19 protein-coding genes are annotated in these 19987 nt (G+C 66.6%); 16 read left to right on the top strand and 3 right to left on the bottom strand.

What is annotated here, in order from left to right; genetic code table 11:
- Nucleotides 1-68 precede the first annotated feature (68 nt).
- From CKO23_RS17505 to CKO23_RS17495, 3 genes are all read right to left on the bottom strand, one after another.
- Nucleotides 69-875, bottom strand: coding sequence for an RMD1 family protein (locus CKO23_RS17505; RefSeq protein WP_200333110.1), 807 nt, complete (start codon nucleotides 873-875; stop codon nucleotides 69-71).
- A gap of 116 nt (nucleotides 876-991) precedes the next feature.
- Entirely contained in the window at nucleotides 992-2524 is a 1533-nt protein-coding gene (locus CKO23_RS17500) for a fused MFS/spermidine synthase (RefSeq protein WP_200333109.1), read from the bottom strand.
- A gap of 191 nt (nucleotides 2525-2715) precedes the next feature.
- A complete protein-coding gene (locus CKO23_RS17495; RefSeq protein ID WP_207168595.1) occupies nucleotides 2716-3480 on the bottom strand; it encodes a TSUP family transporter in 765 nt (254 codons plus the stop codon).
- Here CKO23_RS17495 and CKO23_RS17490 point away from each other — a divergent pair.
- The 16 genes from CKO23_RS17490 (at nucleotide 3479) to CKO23_RS17415 (ending at nucleotide 19794) form a co-directional block, all read left to right on the top strand.
- Entirely contained in the window at nucleotides 3479-4012 is a 534-nt protein-coding gene (locus CKO23_RS17490) for an LEA type 2 family protein (RefSeq protein ID WP_242482524.1), read from the top strand. The two genes, CKO23_RS17495 and CKO23_RS17490, sit on opposite strands and share 2 nt — an antisense overlap.
- Before the next feature lie 28 nt (nucleotides 4013-4040).
- Nucleotides 4041-4976 (top strand): ABC transporter ATP-binding protein, encoded by a 936-nt coding sequence (locus tag CKO23_RS17485; protein WP_200333107.1) that lies wholly within the window; start codon nucleotides 4041-4043, stop codon nucleotides 4974-4976.
- An 8-nt stretch (nucleotides 4977-4984) separates the two neighbouring features.
- Nucleotides 4985-5761 (top strand): ABC transporter permease, encoded by a 777-nt coding sequence (locus CKO23_RS17480; protein WP_200333126.1) that lies wholly within the window; start codon nucleotides 4985-4987, stop codon nucleotides 5759-5761.
- Nucleotides 5762-5996: 235 nt separating this feature from the next.
- Entirely contained in the window at nucleotides 5997-8432 is a 2436-nt protein-coding gene (gene mrcB, locus CKO23_RS17475; protein ID WP_200333106.1) for a penicillin-binding protein 1B, read from the top strand.
- 44 nt (nucleotides 8433-8476) lie between these two features.
- A complete protein-coding gene (locus tag CKO23_RS17470) occupies nucleotides 8477-9355 on the top strand; it encodes a tetratricopeptide repeat protein (protein WP_200333105.1) in 879 nt (292 codons plus the stop codon).
- Between the two features lie 43 nt (nucleotides 9356-9398).
- Entirely contained in the window at nucleotides 9399-11375 is a 1977-nt protein-coding gene (locus tag CKO23_RS17465) for a helicase C-terminal domain-containing protein (RefSeq protein ID WP_200333104.1), read from the top strand.
- A gap of 95 nt (nucleotides 11376-11470) precedes the next feature.
- Nucleotides 11471-12190, top strand: a complete 720-nt coding sequence (locus tag CKO23_RS17460) for a VWA domain-containing protein (RefSeq protein WP_200333103.1) — start codon at nucleotides 11471-11473, stop codon at nucleotides 12188-12190.
- A 4-nt stretch (nucleotides 12191-12194) separates the two neighbouring features.
- Entirely contained in the window at nucleotides 12195-12956 is a 762-nt protein-coding gene (locus CKO23_RS17455; protein ID WP_346014628.1) for a molecular chaperone DnaJ, read from the top strand.
- Nucleotides 12957-12962: 6 nt separating this feature from the next.
- On the top strand, nucleotides 12963-13418 hold the full coding sequence (locus CKO23_RS17450) for an SRPBCC family protein (protein ID WP_200333102.1): 456 nt from the start codon (nucleotides 12963-12965) through the stop codon (nucleotides 13416-13418).
- Nucleotides 13419-13516: 98 nt separating this feature from the next.
- A complete protein-coding gene (radA, locus tag CKO23_RS17445; RefSeq protein WP_200333101.1) occupies nucleotides 13517-14884 on the top strand; it encodes a DNA repair protein RadA in 1368 nt (455 codons plus the stop codon).
- 180 nt (nucleotides 14885-15064) lie between these two features.
- On the top strand, nucleotides 15065-15898 hold the full coding sequence (gene ppk2 / locus CKO23_RS17440; RefSeq protein ID WP_200333100.1) for a polyphosphate kinase 2: 834 nt from the start codon (nucleotides 15065-15067) through the stop codon (nucleotides 15896-15898).
- Nucleotides 15895-17526 carry a sigma 54-interacting transcriptional regulator gene (locus tag CKO23_RS17435; protein ID WP_200333099.1) on the top strand — a complete coding sequence of 544 codons (1632 nt, stop codon included), beginning with the start codon at nucleotides 15895-15897 and terminating at the stop codon, nucleotides 17524-17526. The genes ppk2 and CKO23_RS17435 overlap by 4 nt, the downstream gene beginning before the upstream one ends.
- A gap of 221 nt (nucleotides 17527-17747) precedes the next feature.
- Nucleotides 17748-18149, top strand: coding sequence for a Rap1a/Tai family immunity protein (locus CKO23_RS17430; RefSeq protein ID WP_200333098.1), 402 nt, complete (start codon nucleotides 17748-17750; stop codon nucleotides 18147-18149).
- Nucleotides 18150-18204: 55 nt separating this feature from the next.
- Nucleotides 18205-18435, top strand: coding sequence for a YMGG-like glycine zipper-containing protein (locus CKO23_RS17425; protein ID WP_200333097.1), 231 nt, complete (start codon nucleotides 18205-18207; stop codon nucleotides 18433-18435).
- Nucleotides 18436-18523: 88 nt separating this feature from the next.
- Complete coding sequence (locus CKO23_RS17420; RefSeq protein ID WP_200333096.1) at nucleotides 18524-19246, top strand: LOG family protein; 723 nt, start codon at nucleotides 18524-18526, stop codon at nucleotides 19244-19246.
- 257 nt (nucleotides 19247-19503) lie between these two features.
- The gene (locus CKO23_RS17415; protein WP_200333095.1) at nucleotides 19504-19794 is read left to right on the top strand and encodes a hypothetical protein; all 291 of its coding nucleotides are present in this window, start codon (nucleotides 19504-19506) and stop codon (nucleotides 19792-19794) included.
- Nucleotides 19795-19987: the final 193 nt, after the last annotated feature.

Genomic DNA, 19987 nt, shown 5'->3' with positions numbered 1-19987 from the left:
AGGATGCAATAAAATTCAGGTATTTGGATGAAGTGCGCATGCCATCTCCTGGGTGGAAATCAGTTCTGTCAGCTCCCGTGCACGAAGAGTTCGTAGAGGGTCAGCGCGATCTCGACGACGATGAGGATGACGATATACCACTCGACCCGCAGGCTGCGCTTGCTCTGCAGCAGGTCGAGGAGGGTGCCCGCGGTGTCGTTGATGAGGCTGAGCTTGCGCTCCAGCGCCAGCTGCCGCTCGCGAATCTCATATTCGGCCTCCAGATTGAGGAAGATCCGCTCCAGGTCCGGGCGCTCCCAGAGGATCTCCGGCTTATCGCCGACCTCGCCGCGCCCCACCATGTCCTGCTGGATGGCGAGCGCCTCGCCGATGTGGCGGACGAGGGTGCGCGCATTGCTCGCACCCTGTCCGTGCGACTGCAGCCGATCCGCCAGGGGCGCGATGCGGTCGAAGGCGCGGGCGACGCGCCCTTCTTGCGCCGCGAGCAGCACGCTCTTGCCGAGGATGTCGGCGATGACCTGCAGGCGGGCGAGGTCGCCGTTCGAGAGGATCAGGTGATCCCGATCGATGCCTTCGAGACGGCTCGGATCGATGCTGATGTCGAGCTGCTCGCGCTCGTAGAGCTCCAGCGGATTCTCGATGGCCGGGCCGATCCGAGCGATGAAGGCCGCCTCCGCGGTGGGGTCGACCGCGAAGAGCACCACGGCGCCCGATCTCAGCAGCACGGCGTGCCCCTGCTCCCCCAAGGCGATGAGGAGCGGATTGGTTCCCAGTGGCTCCAGCCGCTCGAGTCGCCGGAGGTCCAGGTAGCGACCCACGAGGATGGCGCGTGCGGTGATGGTTTCCGTGCTCGTCGAGGTGCTCGAGCTACACAAGGTTCGTCTCCTTCAACGTTGTTCTCCTGCGTAGAGATGCGGGGGTCGGCCTTGGGTCTCCAGCCGCCGCGGGATCGCCGGTCGGTTCCGCCAGTCCGTGGCAGCGTGCTCTGCCCTTATCGATTGTCGCCGGTCAGGAGCCCGGCAATCAGGCTCTCCACCGGGGCAAAGTCGTCCGTCAGCAGGGGAATTTCGTCCATGGGGACGCCGACCCGGTCGACCATGTCGGTCACGCGCTGCCAGCTGCGCTCCAGCCCGTGCTGGGCCTCGACGCGGTCTGGTAGACGCGCGACGTCCGTGGCCGTGATGACGAAGGTTACCCGGTTCGCCTCGGGCGGACCCTCCATCCAGATGTCGATCTGAGCGAATTCGGCTCTCAGCGTCTTGATGACCGCCTTGAGCAGTCTGGGGTCCGGGAAGGCGTCCACCAGGTTCATGGCATAGATGCCATCCGGCCGGAGCCGCTGGTGGACCAGGGCAACGAACTCGCGTGTCACCAGGTGGTAGGGAATTGCCAGGTCATGAAAGACATCCCCGATGATGACGTCGTAGCGCTCGCGGCTCTGCTGGAGCGCCAAGCGGGCGTCTTGGTGAAGGATTCGCATGTCGTCGGTGCTGACGAAGAGGCGCTCGCGCGCCGTCTGGGTCACGGCCTCGTCCAGCTCGGCGACGGTGATCCGCGCCTGGGGGCTCATCGCCTTGACGGCGCGCGGCAGGGAGTAGGCCCCTCCGCCGGCGAAGAACCAGTTCAGGCCGTGCCGATCGGCCGCCTGGACGTGGGCGTGCACTAGCTCGTCGAGTGCCTGGATGTAAGGTGCGATGAGCAGCTCTGGAACCTCGGCGTGGTTGATCCCGTGGAGCAGGTGATCCAGCACCAAGCCGCGTGCCTCGCCGAAGGGCGCGTCCGCGCTGTGATCGGCGACCCGGATACAGAAGTAGGCGCTCTCGCGCTCGCAGCTGGTCGCAAGGCCGTCTTTCAGCACGACCAGTCCCGTCGCGCCGAGCGCCGCGCCCACGACCGCCACGAGCAGGGGCTGCGAGCCGAGGCGCAGATAGGCCACCCCCAGGGCGATCAAGAGGGCGCCGACGCCGAAGATCAGCGTCCTGGTACCGAACGTCTGGATCAGCCAATAGCCGGCGAGAAAGGTCCCCAGGATGCTCCCGATGGCCGCTAGCGCGTGCATGCGGCCGACGACGTGCCCGGTCCGGTCGTCCAGTCGCAGTGCCAGCGTCGTCAGCAAGGGTGTGACGACGCCGATGAGCGCCGCGGGTGTCGCGAAGAGCACGGCCGCCAGGAGGAAGCTGGCGCTCAGCAGGCTAAGCCCCTGCGATTGCGCCAGGCCGCCGACCCAGGGGAGCAGGGCGAGGCTCAACAGGCAATAGACACCGGCGAGGCCCAGCACCAGACCCGCCTGGGGCTCGCGCGCGCCGCGATCCGCCCAAAGGCCGCCGAGCCAGTTGCCCAGCGAGAGTCCGGCCAGGATGACGCCGATGATGGAGGTCCAGGTGTAGAGCGAGACCCCGACATAGGGCGCGATCAGGCGCCCGGCCACGATCTCCAGGACGAGCAGCAGGGCCGAGCTGAGGAAGATGGTCGCCGCATAACCGAGGAGCCGAATCCTCGTGCTGCTCGGCCTGGACAGACTCATTCGGGGGAGATCCTGATCTTAAGTTGCCGGCAGTCTGCCCGGCTCCTGCACTCGAAGCAACGTCACTTCGGTTAAGACCGCGCCGGCGGAGGCTTCGACGGCCGACTTGACACCCGACACCCCAACCAGACCATCACTGCCACCTGCCACCTGCCACCTGCCACCTGCCACCTGCCCTCAGCCACCTGCCCTCAGCCAATCCGATCCCATAGCAGCTTCCCCGAAATGAGGATCGAGGACACCACGAGCACGGGCCGCACCAGAACGGCGCCGTGGCGCATGACCATGTGCGCCCCGATCCAGGCCCCCGTCAACTGGCCGATGGCCATGGCCATGGCGATCGGCCAGACGATATGTCCACCGGCGAGGAAGCACAGCAGGGCGGCCAGATTGCTGGTAAAGTTGAGGGCTTTGGTATGGGCCGTTGCACGGCGCAGGTTGTAGCCGAGCAGGGCGACATAGCTCATCGCGAAGAAGGTGCCCGTGCCGGGACCGAAGAAACCATCGTAGAAGCCGACGCCGAGGCCGATGCAGACCGCGAAGAGGGTCGTGCCGATCCGCTGATGGGAGTCCAGATCGGATACTCGGGGCGAGCGCCAGAAGTAGACCGCGAAGGCGATGAGCAGCGCCGGGATCAGCCGGGCCAGAAAGGTGCTGTCGATCTGCTGCACCAGGAGTGCGCCAGCAGCGGCTCCCGCAAAGGTGCAGACCACGGCCAGGGCGATGCCCCTGACCTCCAGATGTCCCCGACGGATGAACTGAAGGGTTGCCATGCCGCTGCCGAATACCGCTTGCGCCTTATTGGTCGCCAAGGTCTGGACTGGCGACAGCCCGGCCCAGAGCAGCACTGGGATGGTGATGAGTCCGCCGCCACCGGCCATGGCGTCGATCAGGCCGGCGATGAGCCCGACCGGTAGCAGCAAGAGGGCGGTTTGAAGGAGCTCGATGTCGATCATGGATCTCTCATGTGGTGCCCGACTCCCGGCGCGGGGCGGCGTTGGCAGGCTGGGCATTCTAGTGCTGCTGGCCGTGATCGGAAGCGGCTTGGTGAGCTGTGGCGGCTTGACGCGCCCCTGGCAGGCGCCCGAGGTCGCGCTGGTCGCGGTCCGACCCCACACGCTGGGGCTCGCGCGCCAGGTCTTTCTGCTGACCTTGGCGGTCAGGAATCCGAACGACCGGACCCTGCCGATCAACGCCATGACCTACCGCCTTGCGCTCGAGGGCGAGGAGGTGGGCCGTGGGGGCGGCGCGCTCGAGCGTCAGATTCCGCCTCATGGCGAATCCCGGCTGGAGGTCGAGGTCGTTGCCGACCTGCTGGCCCTGGCGCAGCGGCTGCCGATGCTCCTGAGGACGGATCGCCCGCTCGACTGGGCGGTGACCGGTAGCGTCACGCTCGCCGGCGGTGCGGTGACATTGCCCTATCGCTATTCCGGTCAGCTCGATCCCGCCGATCTCACGACGCGCCGTGGCACCGGCTCAGGCCGCTGACGATCCACATTCAACATTCGGGAGACCCATGTTCGCACTCGATGCCCAACAGCTCACCAAGGTCTACAAGGGTGGTTTCCAAGCCCTGAAAGGCGTCGATCTCCAGGTGGAGGAGGGCGACTTCTTCGCCTTGCTCGGCCCCAACGGGGCGGGCAAGTCCACCTTCATCGGGATCGTCTCCTCGCTGGTGCGCAAGACCTCGGGGCGGGTCGAGATCTTCGGGCGCGATCTGGATCGGGATCCAGAGGGCGTCAAGTCCTGCATCGGCTTGGTCCCACAGGAGTTCAACTTCAATCTCTTCCTGCCGGTGTTCGAGGTCGTGCTCAATCAAGCCGGCTATTACGGCATCCCGCGCCCCGAGGCCAAGGTGCGCGCCGAGCACTATCTGCGCCAGCTCGATCTCTGGGACCGCCGCGGGACCGAGATGCGCAAGCTGTCCGGCGGACTCAAACGCCGTCTGATGATCGCCCGCGCCCTGGTGCACGAGCCGCGGCTGCTGATCCTGGACGAGCCGACGGCCGGCGTGGATATCGAGATCCGCCGCTCCATGTGGTCCTTCCTGCGGGAGCTGAACGCCAAGGGCACCACCATCATCCTGACCACGCACTACCTGGAGGAGGCCGAGAGTCTCTGCCGCAACATCGCCATCATCAATCAGGGCGAGATCGCGGAGCGCACGAGCTTGACCGCCCTGCTGAGCACGCTGAACACCGAGACCTTCGTGCTCAATCTCAAGGGCTGCGTCTCCGAGTTGCCCGAGCTGGGCGGCTTCGTGCTCCAACACCTCGACGACTGCACGCTGGAAGTGGAAATGAACCGGGACCACACCATCAATGGCCTCTTCGATGCCCTGTCGCGCAACGGCATCGAGGTCATCAGTCTGCGCAACAAGCAGAATCGGCTGGAGCGGCTCTTCCTGGAGCTGGTGGACCGGCGCGCGGCGGGTCTGGAGGGCGGGGCGTGACAGGGCGCTTGAGCGAATGGCGCCGCTATTGGGTGACCTTCGAGACGATTGTGACCAAGGAGATCCTGCGTTTCGCGCGGATCTGGGTGCAGACCATCCTGCCCTCGGTCATCACCACGACGCTCTACTTCGTCATCTTCGGACGGCTGATCGGGGAGCGGATCGGCACCATGGACGGTTTCCCCTATCTGGACTTCATCGTCCCCGGACTCGTCCTCATGGGGGTGATCACCAATTCCTACTCCAATGTCGTCTCCTCCTTCTATAGCAGTAAGTTCTCACGCTATATCGAGGAGCTGCTGATCTCGCCCGCGCCGAACTGGGTGATCCTGGCCGGCTATGTGGCGGGCGGCGTGGCGCGCGGCCTGGTGGTCGGGACGGCCGTGATGCTCGTCGCGCTGCTCTTCACGGAGATCCACATCCACAGCCCCCTGGTCACGCTCCTGATTTGCCTGATGACCGCGATGCTCTTCTCGCTCGGCGGCTTCATCAACGCCATCTATGCCAACAGCTTCGACGATATCTCCATCGTCCCGACCTTCGTGCTGACGCCGCTGACCTATCTGGGCGGGGTCTTCTACTCGATCTCGCTGCTGCCGGAGGTCTGGCAACGCGTCTCCTTGGCGAATCCCTTGCTCTACATGGTCAACGCCTTCCGTTATGGCCTGCTCGGGGTCAGCGACATCCCCATCGGCATTGCCTTCGGGATGATCCTGATCTTCATTCTCATCCTCGTGGCATTCAGCTTGCTGCTGCTGCGTCGCGGGGTCGGGATCAAGACCTAGCGCCCTGGCGCGCATCGCCTCGGGGCCGCCCGGACCATGTCCGGAATCTGGAGCAAGCGTGCAATCAAAGCGTCAATGGGCGGGTTTCGGTTGTGCGGCGCGACCGCAAATGCGAGCATAAACGCCTGATAACCCGAAAAAAGGGCGATTTCCTGCTGCGATGTGCGATAATCGCCTACCCCACCCCCATCAGCTGAGGGTCTACCGCGTTTTGTCGCGGAGGCTGTGAGAATCCGTGGCATCCAATCATCGTCGACCTTCCTCCCAAGGCCGCAGGCGCGCACCTACGCGCAAGCGTTTCCGTCTTGGCCGTTTCCTCTTCCGCTCGGCGCTCGTCCTGGTCGTCGCTGTTGGGGGAATCATGGCGCTCTACGGCGCCCACCTCGATCGCGTGGTGCGCGACAAGTTCGAGGGGCAGCGCTGGGCGCTTCCGGCGCGTGTCTACGCGCGGCCACTTGAGCTCTACGCCGGGCAGCGGCTCAAACCCGATGAGCTGCAGGCCGAACTGGAGCGGTTGAACTACCACGCGGCGGCCAAACCCACCGTGCCCGGTTATTTTCACCGCGAGGGCGACAGCTTCCGGGTGAAGACCCGCGCCTTCCGCTTCTGGGATGGGCGCGAGCCGGATCGCTTCCTCGAGGTCACCTTCGAGGATGGGAAGGTCTCAGGTCTGCACGAGCTGGAAAGCGATCGCCCGGACCCGGCCCTGGTGCGGCTGGATGCCATGCTCATCGCCAGCATCTACCCCACGCACAACGAGGACCGCGTCCTGGTGCGCCGCAAGGAGATCCCCGATCTGCTGGTCAATACCCTCATGGCCGTGGAGGACCGCAACTTCTACCGCCACATGGGCGTGGATCCCAGGGGCATCATTCGCGCCGCCGTGAGCAACCTGCAGGCTGGCGCTGTCGTCGAGGGCGCCAGCACCCTGACCCAGCAGCTGGTCAAGAACTTCTATCTGAACGCGGATCGCACCTTCGAGCGCAAGATCAAGGAGGCCTACATGGCCCTCCTGCTCGAGTACCGCTACAGCAAAGACGAGATCCTCGAGGCCTATGCCAACGAGATCTATCTCGGGCAGGACGGCAGCCGCGCCATCCACGGCTTCGGCCTGGCCAGCGCCTTCTACTTCAACCTCCCGCTCAGCGAGCTGGATGCCGCCAAGACCGCCTTGCTGGTCGGTCTGGTGCAGGCACCCTCCAGTCTGGACCCCAGGCGCCATCCCGAGGCGGCGGAGAAGCGCCGCGACCTCGTCCTCGATCTCATGGTGCGGGATGGCGTGATCGAGCCCGAGGTTGCCGCGCAGGCCAAGACGGAGCCACTGGGGCTGCAGGAAGGCGGCGGCCGCCCAACCGGTGCCTACCCGCACTTCATCACCCTGGTGCGTCGCCAGCTGCAGCGCGATTATCGCGACGAGGATCTGCGCTCCGAGGGACTCAACATCTTCACGACCCTGGATCCCCAGGTGCAGGCCACGGCGGAGACGGCCCTGCCGACACGTCTGGCGGCGCTCGAGAAGCAGCGCGGTATGAAGTCGGGCACCCTGGAGACGGCGGCAGTGGTGACCTCGGTCAACCAGGGCGAGGTCTTGGCGGTGGCTGGTGGCCGCGAGTCCGGCTACGCCGGATTCAACCGTGCGCTGGATGCGGTGCGTTCGATCGGCTCCCTGGTCAAGCCGGCCGTCTACCTCACGGCGCTGTCGCAGCCGAATCGCTACACCCTGACCACCAGCATCCAGGACCGGCCGGTGAGTCTGCCGGATGGCAACAAGCGCTGGGAGCCGAAGAACTACAACCACAAGGTCTATGGCGCCGTGCCGCTGTACAGCGCGCTGGTTCGCTCGCTCAACCTCGCAACGGTCAATCTAGGGTTGAGCGTCGGGGTCGGTAAGGTGGCGGACACCCTGTACAGCATGGGCGTGCAGCGCAAGATCCGGAAGGTGCCCTCGCTGCTGCTCGGCTCGGTCTCCATGTCGCCGCTGGAAGTGGCGCAGATGTATCAGACCATCGCGGCGGGCGGCTACCGCGCACCCCTGCGCGCCATTCGCGAGGTGGTGGACGCGCAGGGACGCCCGCTCAACCGCTATCCCCTGGCGGTCGAGGCGGTGGTCGATCCCAAGGCGGCCTATCTCACCACCTGGGCGATGCAGCGCGTCGTGACCCAGGGGACGGCGAAGTGGCTCGGCGGCAAGCTGCCGGAGGGGATGACCATGGCAGGCAAGACGGGGACCACGGATGACATGCGCGACAGCTGGTTCGCCGGCTTCTCCGGCGACAAGGTCGCCGTCGTCTGGGTGGGTCGGGACGACTACAAGCCCATGGGGCTCTCGGGCGGAACCGGTGCCTTGCGCGTTTGGGGCGAGCTGATGCTGGCGATGGAGAACGAGCCGCTGCCGAGCGACCCCCCGGACGGGGTGACGCTCACGAGTGCCTGCGGTCAGTCCAAAGTCCCCTATATTGGCGGCAGCGCCTCGAAGGGCTGCGGCGGTAGCGGCGGCAGTCGCGGCAGCACGGCCAGTAAGGCGTCGAAGCCGGCGGTGAGTGGCGAAGAGCGGGTCGCCCAGACGCGCGAGGAGACGCCCGAGCCACGCGAGGCCAGTCCCGAACCCAAGCCGAAACCGAAGCCGCCCGCGAACAGTGAGAATCACTTCATGAGCGACTTCTACAATTGATGCCTTTGCAGCCCTCACGGTTGTGTATTGCGGTAGTGCGAGAGATGGAACAGTCAATAAAGCTGCTGATGATTTGCGTCGCTCTGAGTACCCTGACCGCCTGTGCCACGGGTGTTCGAGAAGGGCCGCCGGCACCCGTGGTCAAGGTCAGGCCACCGCCGTCCGCGCCGGCGGCCGCTGTCGAGCCCCGGCGGGAGCCCATGCCGGAAGCCGTCCCCGAGCCTGTTCGCGAGCCTGCCCCGAAGAAGAAGGTGGCCAAACCCGCGAAGCAGGGCACGACGGTCTATGCCTACAAGGACCCCAGCCGGGCGCCAGACCCCGAGCCCACCCCGCAGCCGACGTCCACCTCGGGTGGTCCACCGCTGCCGGGCGAGTCGGCTGAAGGTCCAGGAGCGCAGGCTGGATCGACTCCGGCTGGCCCAGCGTCGCCCACCGCGCCGGTGGCGGGTGGCGGAGGGGGGCGGCCCCAGACACCCCCGGCCACGCCGACGCAGCCAGGCGAGCAGGTGGTTGCGACGGCGGATACCAAACAACAGCTTCCGGCGACCCCGCCGCCGCCACCCGTCTCCGCGCTGCCGGAGTCCACGCTGGCGGCGCCCAAGCTGCCGCCAGCGGCCGAGACCTTGGCGAGTCAGGCCGAGAAACAGCGTCAGGCCGGGGACTACGCCGGCGCGGCCGCCTCGCTCGAGCGCTCGTTGCGCATCTCCCCGCGTGAGCCCTATCTGTGGAACCGGCTTGCGCGCGTGCGCATGGAGCAGGGGCAGTCGGCCCAGGCGGGAAATCTCGCCTCTCGCTCCAACGATCTCGCCGGCCAGAGCCCGGACGTGAAGAAGGACAATTGGCGGGTCATCGCCGAGTCCAAGCGTCGCGCGGGTGACATGGCTGGCGCCAGCGAGGCCGAGAAGCGCGCCGGACAGGATTGATCGCGATCGAGGCTCGCGTGATGCGCGCGCGGATGGGTATCGCGTGACCGATCTCGCCCATGTGCTCGGTGCCGGGGGCCTGCTCGCCGCCAAGGTGCCAGGCTTCAGCCATCGCCCGCAGCAGCAGGCGATGGCCGAGCGCATCGCCGCGCTCATGGAGAGCGGCGGCGTGCTGATCTGCGAGGCGGGAACCGGCACCGGCAAGACCTTTGCCTATCTGGTGCCGGCCCTGCTCTCCGGGCGCAAGGTCCTCATCTCCACCGGGACACGCAATCTCCAGGATCAGCTCTTCCATCGCGATCTGCCGCTGATCCGCAAGGTGCTGGCGGTCCCGGTCACGGCCGCCCTGCTGAAAGGCCGGGCCAACTACCTCTGCCGCCACCGCTTGAAGCTCGCCCAGGACGACCTCGGCGGACTGGATCTCGACCTGCGCGGCCATCTCAAGCAGGTTTTGGATTGGTCCAAGGGCACCAAGCGGGGCGACATCGCCGAGCTGGCGATTCCGGAAGACGCCGCGGTCTGGCCACTGGTGACCTCGACCAGCGATAACTGCCTGGGTCAGGATTGCGAGAGCTGGCAGGACTGCCACCTCGTGAGTGCGCGGCGCCAAGCCCAGGAGGCGGAGGTCGTGGTCGTCAATCACCACCTCTTCTGCGCCGATCTGGCGCTCAAGGATGAGGGCTTCGGCGAGATCCTGCCCGGCGCCGATTGCTTCGTGCTGGACGAGGCGCATCAACTCCCCGAGATCGCCACCCATTTCTTCGGCATCAGCCTGAGCGGACGCCAGCTCATGGACCTCGCGCGGGATACCGAGCTCGAGGCCAAGAAGGACGCGAGCGATGCGGCGGATCTGCTGGAGCGCACCGCTCGACTCAAGCAGGCGACCCAGGACGTGCGGCCGCGGCTCGGCGAGCTGGATCGGCGCGGACCCTGGCGCGAGCTCGTCGAGGATGACGGCGTGCAGCGCGCCCTGGCGTCGCTCGAGCGGCGACTGCAAGCGCTTTGCGCGGGGCTCGAGGCGAACGCCGGCCGCGGCAAGGGTCTGGATGCCGCCCACGAACGCGCCCAGGATCTCCTCGAACGGTTGCGCGCCCTCACGGCGCCCGAGTCGCCAGAGCAGGTGCGCTGGTTCGAGACCCAGGGTCGCGGTTTTCGCCTGCATCAGACCCCGCTCGAGGTCGCGGATCTCTTTCGCGACCAGATCGGCCGCAAGCGCACGGCCTGGATCTTCACCTCGGCGACCCTGGCGGTGGGACAGGGATTCGACCACTTCGCGCGCCAACTCGGCATCGAAGACGCACAAACGGACCTCTGGGACAGTCCCTTCGACTACCCGAATCAGGCGCTCTGGTTCGTCCCACGCGGGTTGCCCCAGCCGTCGGATCCGGACTACAACCGGCATGTGCTGGAACTGGCCCACGAGGTCATCGGCTACAGCCGCGGCCGAGCCTTCCTGCTCTTCACCAGCCACCGCGCGCTGCGCGAGATGGCCGCCGGCCTGGAGGGGCGCATCCCCTATCCGATCCTGGTCCAGGGCAGCGCGCCGCGCGCCGAACTTCTGGAGCGTTTCCGCCAGCTCGGGAATGCCGTCCTGCTCGGAACCTCCAGCTTCTGGGAGGGCGTGGATGTGCGCGGCGAGGCGCTCTCATGCGTCCTGATCGACCGGCTCCCCTTTGCCTCGCCGGGCGACCCGGTGTTGTCGGCCCGCATCGACGCCTTGCGTCAGCAGGGCGGCAATCCCTTCCGCGACCACCAGCTGCCGCAAGCCGTGATCGCGCTCAAGCAGGGTGCTGGGCGTCTCATACGCGGCAGCGAGGACCGCGGTGTCCTCGTTGTCTGCGACCCACGGCTTTTGTCCCGCTCCTATGGCTATACCTTCTTGGATAGCCTGCCCGCGATGGCGCGCACCCGAGACATCGCCGTCGTCAAGGCGTTCTTCGCTGACACCGACGAAGAACCGACCGAGGTCGACAGCGCATCAGCCCCTTGCACGCGATGCACCGACACGCAAACTGAATGACACCTGACACCTGACACCTGACACCTGACACCTGACACCTGACACCTGACACCTGACACCTGACACCTGACACCTGACACCTGACACCTAACCCCATGAACGCCGACCGAAAAGACCTCGAGAAGACCGCCTCAGCGAATGCGCTGAGCGACTTTTTGCAGCAAGTCGAGTCCATGCCCAGGCGCGCCCCTGGCAGTGCGACGGGTCGCCTCATTTTCGCGATGGACGCGACCGCGAGCCGCGAGCCGACCTGGGATCAGGCCGCCCAGATCCAGTCGAGCATGTTCCTCGAGACCCGCGCGCTTGGCGGCTTGGCGGTTCAGCTCTGCTTCTATCGGGGGTTCCAGGAGCTGGAGTGGTCCGATTGGTATCAGGATGCCGACGCGCTGCTGACACGCATGAATCGCGTCTATTGCGCGGCCGGACTGACCCAGATCGGCCGTGTCTTGACACATGCGATCGACGAGGCCACCAAGGGTCGCGTCGATGCGCTCATCTTGGTCGGCGACTGCATGGAGGAAGATCGCGACCGGCTTGCGGGTCTGGCCGGTCGGCTCGGGTTGCTGGGGGTGCCCGCCTTCGTCTTTCAGGAGGGGCGGGATCCGGCGGCCGAGTCCGCCTTTCGCGACATCGCGCGTCTGAGCGGCGGTGCCTGGTGCCCCTTCGATGCGAATAGTCCGCAGCTGCTGCGTGATCTCTTGAGCGCCGTGGCTGTCTATGCCGCCGGTGGGCGCAAGGCTCTGGAACGTTACGGTCGGGAGCGGGGTGGCGCCGTCTTACAGCTGACACACCAGATGAGCAAGAAAGGAGCCTGAGCGCGTGATCGTCCGCCTGTTGCTGCTGATCGCCTTCATCGGCGGGGTCCTCTGGCTTCTCCACTGGTTTCGCGCGACGCCGCCCGAGCAAATCAGCCGAGTGTTGCGCAAGTGGGCATTCTGGGGGCTGATTGCGGTGCTCCTGGTGGCGGTGCTGAGCGGACGGCTCAACCCCATCCTCGCCGCCATGGGGGCCGCCATTCCCCTGGTCATTCGCGCCGCGAACCTGCTGAGACTCTTCCCCGTGCTGCAGCAGGTCCTGCGGTCGCTCGGCCTCGCTGGCGGCATGGGGTCGGCCAAGGCGGGGCAGCGGGGGCAGGCATCGAGCATCCGCACACGCTATCTCGACATGCGGCTGGACCATGCCACGGGTGCGCTGGATGGCCGGGTCCGCGACGGTCCCTTCAAGGGGCGGGATCTGAGCACCCTCAGGCTCGATGATCTGCTGAGGATGCATGAACTCTATCGTGAGAGCGATGCCCAGTCGCTGGCGGTGCTGGAGGCCTATCTGGACCGCGAGCATGGCGACGACTGGCGGGAGCGCGCGCAGACCAGTGGCGCTGGCTCCGGGGCTTCGGGGCCGACGGGGCCGGGGCTGAGCGAGGCGGAAGCCAGGTCGATCCTCGGCGTGGCGCCGAGCGCGGATGCCGATGCCATCCGGGCCGCCCATCGGCGGCTCATGCAGCGCCTGCACCCGGACCGTGGCGGCTCGGACTACCTGGCCGCCAAGATCAACGAGGCCAAGCGCCGACTGCTAGGAGACTGATGAATCATGGTGAAAGCCGAGGCGCAGGCGCTCATCGCCTGCCCGCCGACACAGGTCTTTGCATTCGTCGCGGAGGATTTCGTCCGCAACTATCCGCGCTGGTCGCCCGAGGTCGAGCTGATGGAGGCCATCACCGAAGGGCCGCTGCAGGTCGGTTGGGTCGGGCGGCAGGTCCGTGTGGACAAAGGGCGTCGCACCCGGAGCGAGTTTCGCGTGGTCGTCTTCGATCACGCGAGTGAGCTTCGCTTCGAGGGGCTGGATGACCCCTTTCGTATCCAATACCGCTTCGAGCCGTGCGAGGGTCAGACCCGCGTCAGCTTCGCGTTCGAGCTGGAGCGGCTGAGCCCTGGCATGATGTTCTTCCTCGGCACCGTGCGCCGGTTCGCCCAGGAGAGCGCCGAGCGCATGATGAGCCAGCTCAAGGTGCTGATCGAGGCCGAGCTGAGTCCAGGCGTCGACTGAGGGCGTGAACGACTCCGGCGCGGCAGGTGCGCCTCGCGCTCGGCCAGGCGTTAGACACAGCCCTCGGTCCCCCGACCCCCAACTGACGAGAACTCGCCATGGCCTCACCCAAGCCACGCTCGGCCTACGTCTGCAACGCCTGCGGTGCCCGCCACCCCAAGTGGGCGGGGCAGTGCACCGATTGCGGGGCTTGGAATACCCTGTCCGAGCTCGCCGAGCCCCGCGGCCGCGGCACCCAACGCGGCGGCTACACGGGTGCCGCGGATGCCAAACGCGTCGAAACCCTCGCCGCGGTCAGTCCGGAGGAGCGCCAGCGCATTCAGAGCGGGATCGGGGAGTTGGACCGCGTCCTGGGTGGTGGTCTCGTCGCCGGCTCCGTGGTACTCATCGGCGGCGATCCAGGCATCGGTAAGTCCACCCTGCTGCTGCAGGCCTGTGCGGCCTTGGCGGGGTCGCAGCCCGTGCTCTATGTCAGCGGCGAGGAGTCCCCGCAACAGATTGGCCTGCGGGCGCGACGCCTGGGGCTGGCTGGCGGCGGGATCCGCTTGCTCGCCGAGACCTGCGTGGAGCTGATCCTGGCCCATGCCGAGCAGGAGGCCCCGCGCATCATGGTGGTGGACTCCATTCAGACCCTCTTCACGGAGCAGGTCCAATCGGCGCCGGGCTCGGTCTCTCAGGTCCGCGAGTCGGCGGCACAGCTGGTCCGCTTCGCCAAGCAACGGGATACCGTCGTCTTCCTGGTCGGTCACGTCACCAAGGACGGCGCCCTCGCCGGCCCTCGGGTGCTGGAGCACATGGTGGACACCGTGCTCTATTTCGAGGGCGAGCAGGGCGGTCCCTTTCGCATCGTCCGCTCCATCAAGAACCGCTTCGGGGCCGTGAACGAGCTGGGTGTCTTCTCGATGGGTGATCATGGCCTGCGCGAGGTCAAGAATCCCTCGGCCATCTTCCTGTCCCGCCACGATGAGCCGGTCTCGGGCAGCATCGTGATGGTGACCCGCGAGGGTACGCGTCCGCTGCTGGTCGAGGTTCAGGCGCTGGTCGACGAGAGTCCGCTCGCCAACCCGCGGCGGGTCGCGCTCGGGCTGGATCAGAATCGTCTCTCCATGCTGCTTGCCGTCCTGCACCGTCACGGCGGCATCGGCATGTTCAACCAGGATGTCTTCGTCAACGTCGTCGGCGGGGTGCGCATCGCCGAGACGGCCGCGGATCTCCCGGTCATCATGGCGGTTCTGTCCAGCTACCGGGACCGGCCCCTGCCGCTGGATCTCGCCGTCTTCGGCGAGGTCGGCCTCTCCGGCGAGGTGCGCCCCGTTCCCAATGGTCCGGACAGATTGCGCGAGGCCGCGAAGCACGGCATTCGCCGCGCGGTCGTGCCCAAGGGCAATGTCCCCAAGGAGGGGGTCGAGGGCCTTGAGATCACCGCCGTGCGAACCCTCGCCGAGGCGCTGGATGCGATTGCTTGAGACCCGTGCGTCGCGCGGCGAGGCATCGGGCTCGCGAGGCCACTCGATCACCTCGCAGGGTCGCTGAATCGCGCTCGCCGGCTCTCTCCTGGCCTTGTTGCTGCCTCAGTCCGTCCATTTTGTTCGATACTTGGAGAGAGCAGATCGCCGCCGGCGGTCACCAATGGGGGGATGCGGGTCATGAGCAAGCACGCCAAGAAGCGCCACGAGGCGGATGACAAGACAGCGGGTCCAGCGCCCGCCAAGCTGAAGGCCAAAGCCTATGAGCGCGAGCTGGCGACGCTGCATGTCGAGCTGGTCAAGCTTCAGGAATGGGTCCGTCGCCAGGGGCTCAAGGTCTGTATCGTCTTCGAGGGCCGCGACGGCGCGGGCAAGGGCGGGACCATCAAGGCGATGACGGAGCGGGTCAGCCCGCGCATCTTCCGAGTCGTCGCCCTGCCGGCACCGACCGAGCGGGAAAAGAGCCAGATGTATATCCAGCGCTACATGCGCCACTTTCCGGCGGCGGGGGAGGTCGTCATCTTCGACCGCAGTTGGTACAACCGCGCTGGGGTCGAGCGGGTGATGGGCTTCTGTACCGAGGCGCAGACCGAGCGCTTCCTGCAGATGACCCCGATGGTCGAGCGGGCGATGATCGACTCCGGCATCATCCTGCTCAAGTACTGGCTGGAGGTGAGCCCAGAGGAGCAGACCCGACGCCTGGAGGCGCGGATCGAGGACGGGCGCAAGCTCTGGAAGCTCTCGCCGATGGATCTCAAGTCCTACAGTCGCTGGTACGACTACTCGCGGGCGCGCGACGCCATGTTCGCGGCCACGGATACCGACTTCGCGCCCTGGCATGTGGCCCCCTCGGACGACAAGAAGCGTGCCCGGCTCAATATCATCCGCCACCTCCTGAGCCAGATCCCCTATGAAGAGCTGCCGCGCGAGCGGATCACCCTGCCCAAACGCCAGAAGGCACGGGGCTACCAGGAGCCCGACCGCCCCTTGAGACGGATCCCGGAGGTCTTTTGAGCAGTCTGGAAACCCGCAGCGAAGACACGGCTCTGGGTGCCGTTTCTCGGCCCCCGGGGACGGATCCGGATGCGGTCTCGCCAGCTGGCCGGCTCGCCTTCGAGCGTCTGCTCGGAGATCTCTCCGCACGTTTCGCCGATCTCTCCGGGACGCGGGTGATCGAGGCGATCTCCGACGCGCTGGGGCAGTTGCTCGACGTCCTCGGGTTCGATCGCGCGACCTTTTCTGAGATCCGCTGTGAAGGCGAGCCCTTCGAGGTGATCTGCTCGGCCTCGAACAGCCGCTGCGAGCCGACGCCAGCCGGACCCACTCCATACCTGCCCTGGTACCTCGGGGAGTTGTCTGCGGGGCGCATCATGCTGTTGCCGAGCATCCCGGAGGATCTGCCGCCGCAGGCCGAGGTAGAGGCCGAATACTGTCGGCGCATCGGGCTGCGCTCCAATCTCGGGATCCCGCTGCGCGTCGGTGGTCGGGTCATGGCCGCCATCGCCTTTTCGGCCTTCCAGCGCACGCGTCCCCTACCTGCGGATCTGGTGGCCCGCCTCAAGATCGTCGGCGAGGTGTTCGCCCAGGCGCTGGCGCGCAGCCGCCGCGATGCCGAGCTGGTGGCTGCGTTGGCCGAGATCACACGGCTGAAGGAGTGTCTGGAGGCGGAAAACGTCTATCTGCGCCAAGCCGGCTGCGCGCGGACCGCGCGCGCGCCGACCAGCCGCTCGCCGGTCTTCATCCAGGTGCTCGAGGAGATCGCCCAGGTCGCCCCGACCCAGGCGGCGGTGCTCCTGCTCGGCGAGACGGGCACCGGCAAGGAGGTGCTGGCGGACACCATCCATCGCCAGAGCACGCGCCGCGACCGGCCCATGATCAGGGTCAACTGTGCTGCCCTGCCAGCCTCGCTCATCGAGTCCGAGCTGTTCGGGCGCGAGAAGGGTGCCTACACCGGCGCGCTGGCGCGTCAGCGGGGGCGCTTCGAGCTGGCGGACGGCGCCACCCTCTTTCTCGACGAGGTCGGCGAGCTTCCGCTCGAGCTGCAATCCAAGCTGCTGCGGGTGCTCCAGGACGGTTCCTTCGAGCGGGTCGGCGGAACCCAGACCCTCCGGTCCGATGCCCGTCTGATCGCCGCCACCAATCGAGACCTGGCCGAGGCGGTTTCGCAAGGGCTCTTCCGCGAGGATCTCTACTATCGGCTCAACGTCTTCCCGATCCAGGTGCCGCCGCTGCGCGAGCGCCGCGAGGACATCCCGCTGCTGGCCTGGGAGCTGATCAAGGCGCTCAGCGAGTCGATGGGCAAGCCGATCGAACACATCGCCGAGGAGTCCATGGCGGCGATGCTCGAGTATCCCTGGCCGGGAAACGTGCGCGAGCTGCGCAACCTCATCGAGCGGGCGATGATTCTGACGCGCGATCGAACCCTGCGGATCAGGCTCGACGGCGTGCCGGCAATGCAGAAGCCCGCGCCTGGCACCCTGGAGGCCAACGAGCGCGCCCATCTCCTGCAAACCCTGGAGCTGACCGGCTGGCGGATCCGTGGGGCCGGCGGGGCGGCCGAGCGGCTCGGGCTCAAGCCCACCACGCTGGAGTCGCGGATGCAGCGCCTAAGCATCCGACGCCCCGGATCGGAGGGGGCGTAGAAACTCCGAGATATCGTGGTTGCTGGTGGCCGTGAGGGATCTCCGCCGATCCAAGGATGCCGGACAAGCCGCTGATTTTAAGCGATTCGTGGCGTAGTAAGAGGCTTTGTGCGCGGCTGGCAGACGATTTGCTTATTCCAGGTATCTCCCGCGCTTGTGCTCTGTGAGCGCCTGCGGCGCTTGTTTCGCGAACCGACCAACGCCTCAACGGAGGATGCCAGATGAACGACCGACAGACCCTTGGACTCGCCTTCATCCTCGCCAGCGCCGGCACTGTCTTCAGCCAGGCGACGCTGGCGGTGGAGGATGCGGACTTTCGCCTCGATACCACCGCGAGGCTTTATGCCGTGTGCTCGGTTGGCTCTGAGGCTGCGGAGTATGCGGTGGCGCATCAGGCGTGCCGTGCCTTCCTTCAGGCAACCGTGCAATACCACGACGAGATCAGCGACCGTCGCAAGCTGAAACGGCTCGTCTGCTATCCCAAGGGCGCGACCATCGAGGACGGCACTCAGGCATTTCTCTCCTGGGGCGACGCGCACGCCAGGGATGCGCGGCTGATGGCCGAGCCGCCCGTCGTTGGCGTGGTGCGCGCCCTTGCGGCCAAGTACCCCTGTCAGAAATAACCGTGTGGCGATGGCTCGCTGTCGCAGCCTATCGCGAGATCCAGGAGTTGATGACATGAAAAAGAAGCTTGCCATGCTTGCGAGTGTGTCGCTGGTGCTCTGCCTGTCCGGCTGCGGGACCACGACTGGAAGCCGTACCGGTAGCGGTGCCTTGATGGGTGCGGCGGGTGGCGCCGCGATCGGCTCGCTGAGCGGCAGCGCCGGGACGGGCGCGCTCATCGGCGCGGGCGCCGGCGCTGTCGGCGGCTACCTCTATGACCAGCACGAGAAGGGCCATATCGACTGACCGGCGCAGTCCTCGGGGCCGTCCAGCGCCCGCAGCGACTGCCAGCCCCGAGGTGTCGCAAGACAAAATGCTCATGAGGACAGGGTCGATGACAGAACCGCGCACTCCAACCACCGTTAGCCTGGCCGATGAAGAGGGTGTCAAGCGCATCCTGGTGGATACCATCTTCGGCCTCTGGACCCTGGTCAACAATCTGACCCGGCTGCGCCCCTCGAAGCGGGAGCGCTATCGGGTGACCATCTTCGGCTCGGCGCGCACCCAGCCCGGGCATTGGGTCTATGAGGAGGTCAAGCGCCTGGCCGCCGAGCTGGCCGCGATGGATTGCGACATCGTCACCGGCGGTGGCCCCGGCCTCATGCAGGCGGCCAACGAGGGCGCTCAGTCAAGCGCCGCCCCCGAGCGGGCGCAGAGCATCGGTATCCGTGTGGATCTGCCCTTCGAGCAGGAGGTCAACCCCTTCGTGCAGGAGTCCTTCGAGCACCAGACCTTCTTCACCCGGCTGCATCACTTCGTGCTCGTCTCGGACGCCTATATCGTCGTCCCCGGCGGGATTGGCACCGTCCTGGAATCCATGCTGGTCTGGCAGCTCCTGCAGGTGCGCCATCTGCACGACACACCGCTCATCTTCGTCGGCGACATGTGGGGCGAATTGGTCGACTGGTCGCGCCGCTGGATGCGCCGCCCCGGTTTCGAGCTGGCCAATGCGGAGGACATGGACATCCCCCAGTGCGTGAAGGGGGCCGATGACGCACTCGCGATTCTGCGCGAGCGGCATGCCCGCTGGCGGCCGCATCAGACGAGCGAGGGTTGAGAGCGCCGAGGCGCCAGCGGCGCCCGAGGATGGATGCTTCCAATCGCCAGGCCCAGACCGAGCGGCCGCTCCGTGCCGCCGGGCACCACGCGCACTCAGAAGGGACTGGAGATCTTCGCCGGGGCCACCGGCGGCGCCATCGAAATCGCCCGAAATGCAAGGCGCCCGAGCGTGTCTTGCGCCGAGCACGTCGATTCGTTGCTAGAGCCGCTGTACCTCAGCTCAATCCGAGTGATCACACTGTTCCGGAGGACACCATGACCGAGATCTCACACGAAGAAGGCGTGCTCGTCACCGTTCTCGAGCGCTTCGAGAAGTTCCGGCTCCCGCGCGCGCTCGACATCAAGGCCAAGGTCGACCGTGGCGAGCCGCTCGACGACTCCGACATCGAGCACCTCAAGCGGGTGATGGAGGACGCCGAGCACATCAAGCGGCTGGTGGACAAGCGGCCGGAATTCGAGAGCCTCTATGCCCGCGCCGTGCATCTGTACAAGGAGATCACGGATAAGGCGTTGGAGAACGAGCAGGGGGCGTCATCAGGGTCTTGAGTGCCTTGCGAAACAGCGCTCTGAGTTGCTGTGAGCCTGACATCTCGCGAGGCCTCGCCTCAGACCGACGAGTGCCTGGTGACGCAGCTCCAGCTGCGTCACCCGCGAGAGGAAGCTCCGCTTCCCGAAACCAACGTAGCTGGGTCGACGGGTACAGGCGCTAGCGTCGGTCAAGCGCGTGCGGTGACCTGGG

It is taken from the genome of Thiocystis violacea (assembly GCF_016583565.1).
GTDB classification, from domain to species: domain Bacteria; phylum Pseudomonadota; class Gammaproteobacteria; order Chromatiales; family Chromatiaceae; genus Thiorhodococcus; species Thiorhodococcus violaceus_A.
Note: the sequence above shows the minus strand (reverse complement) of the source record. Positions and strands in the feature narration are given on the sequence as shown.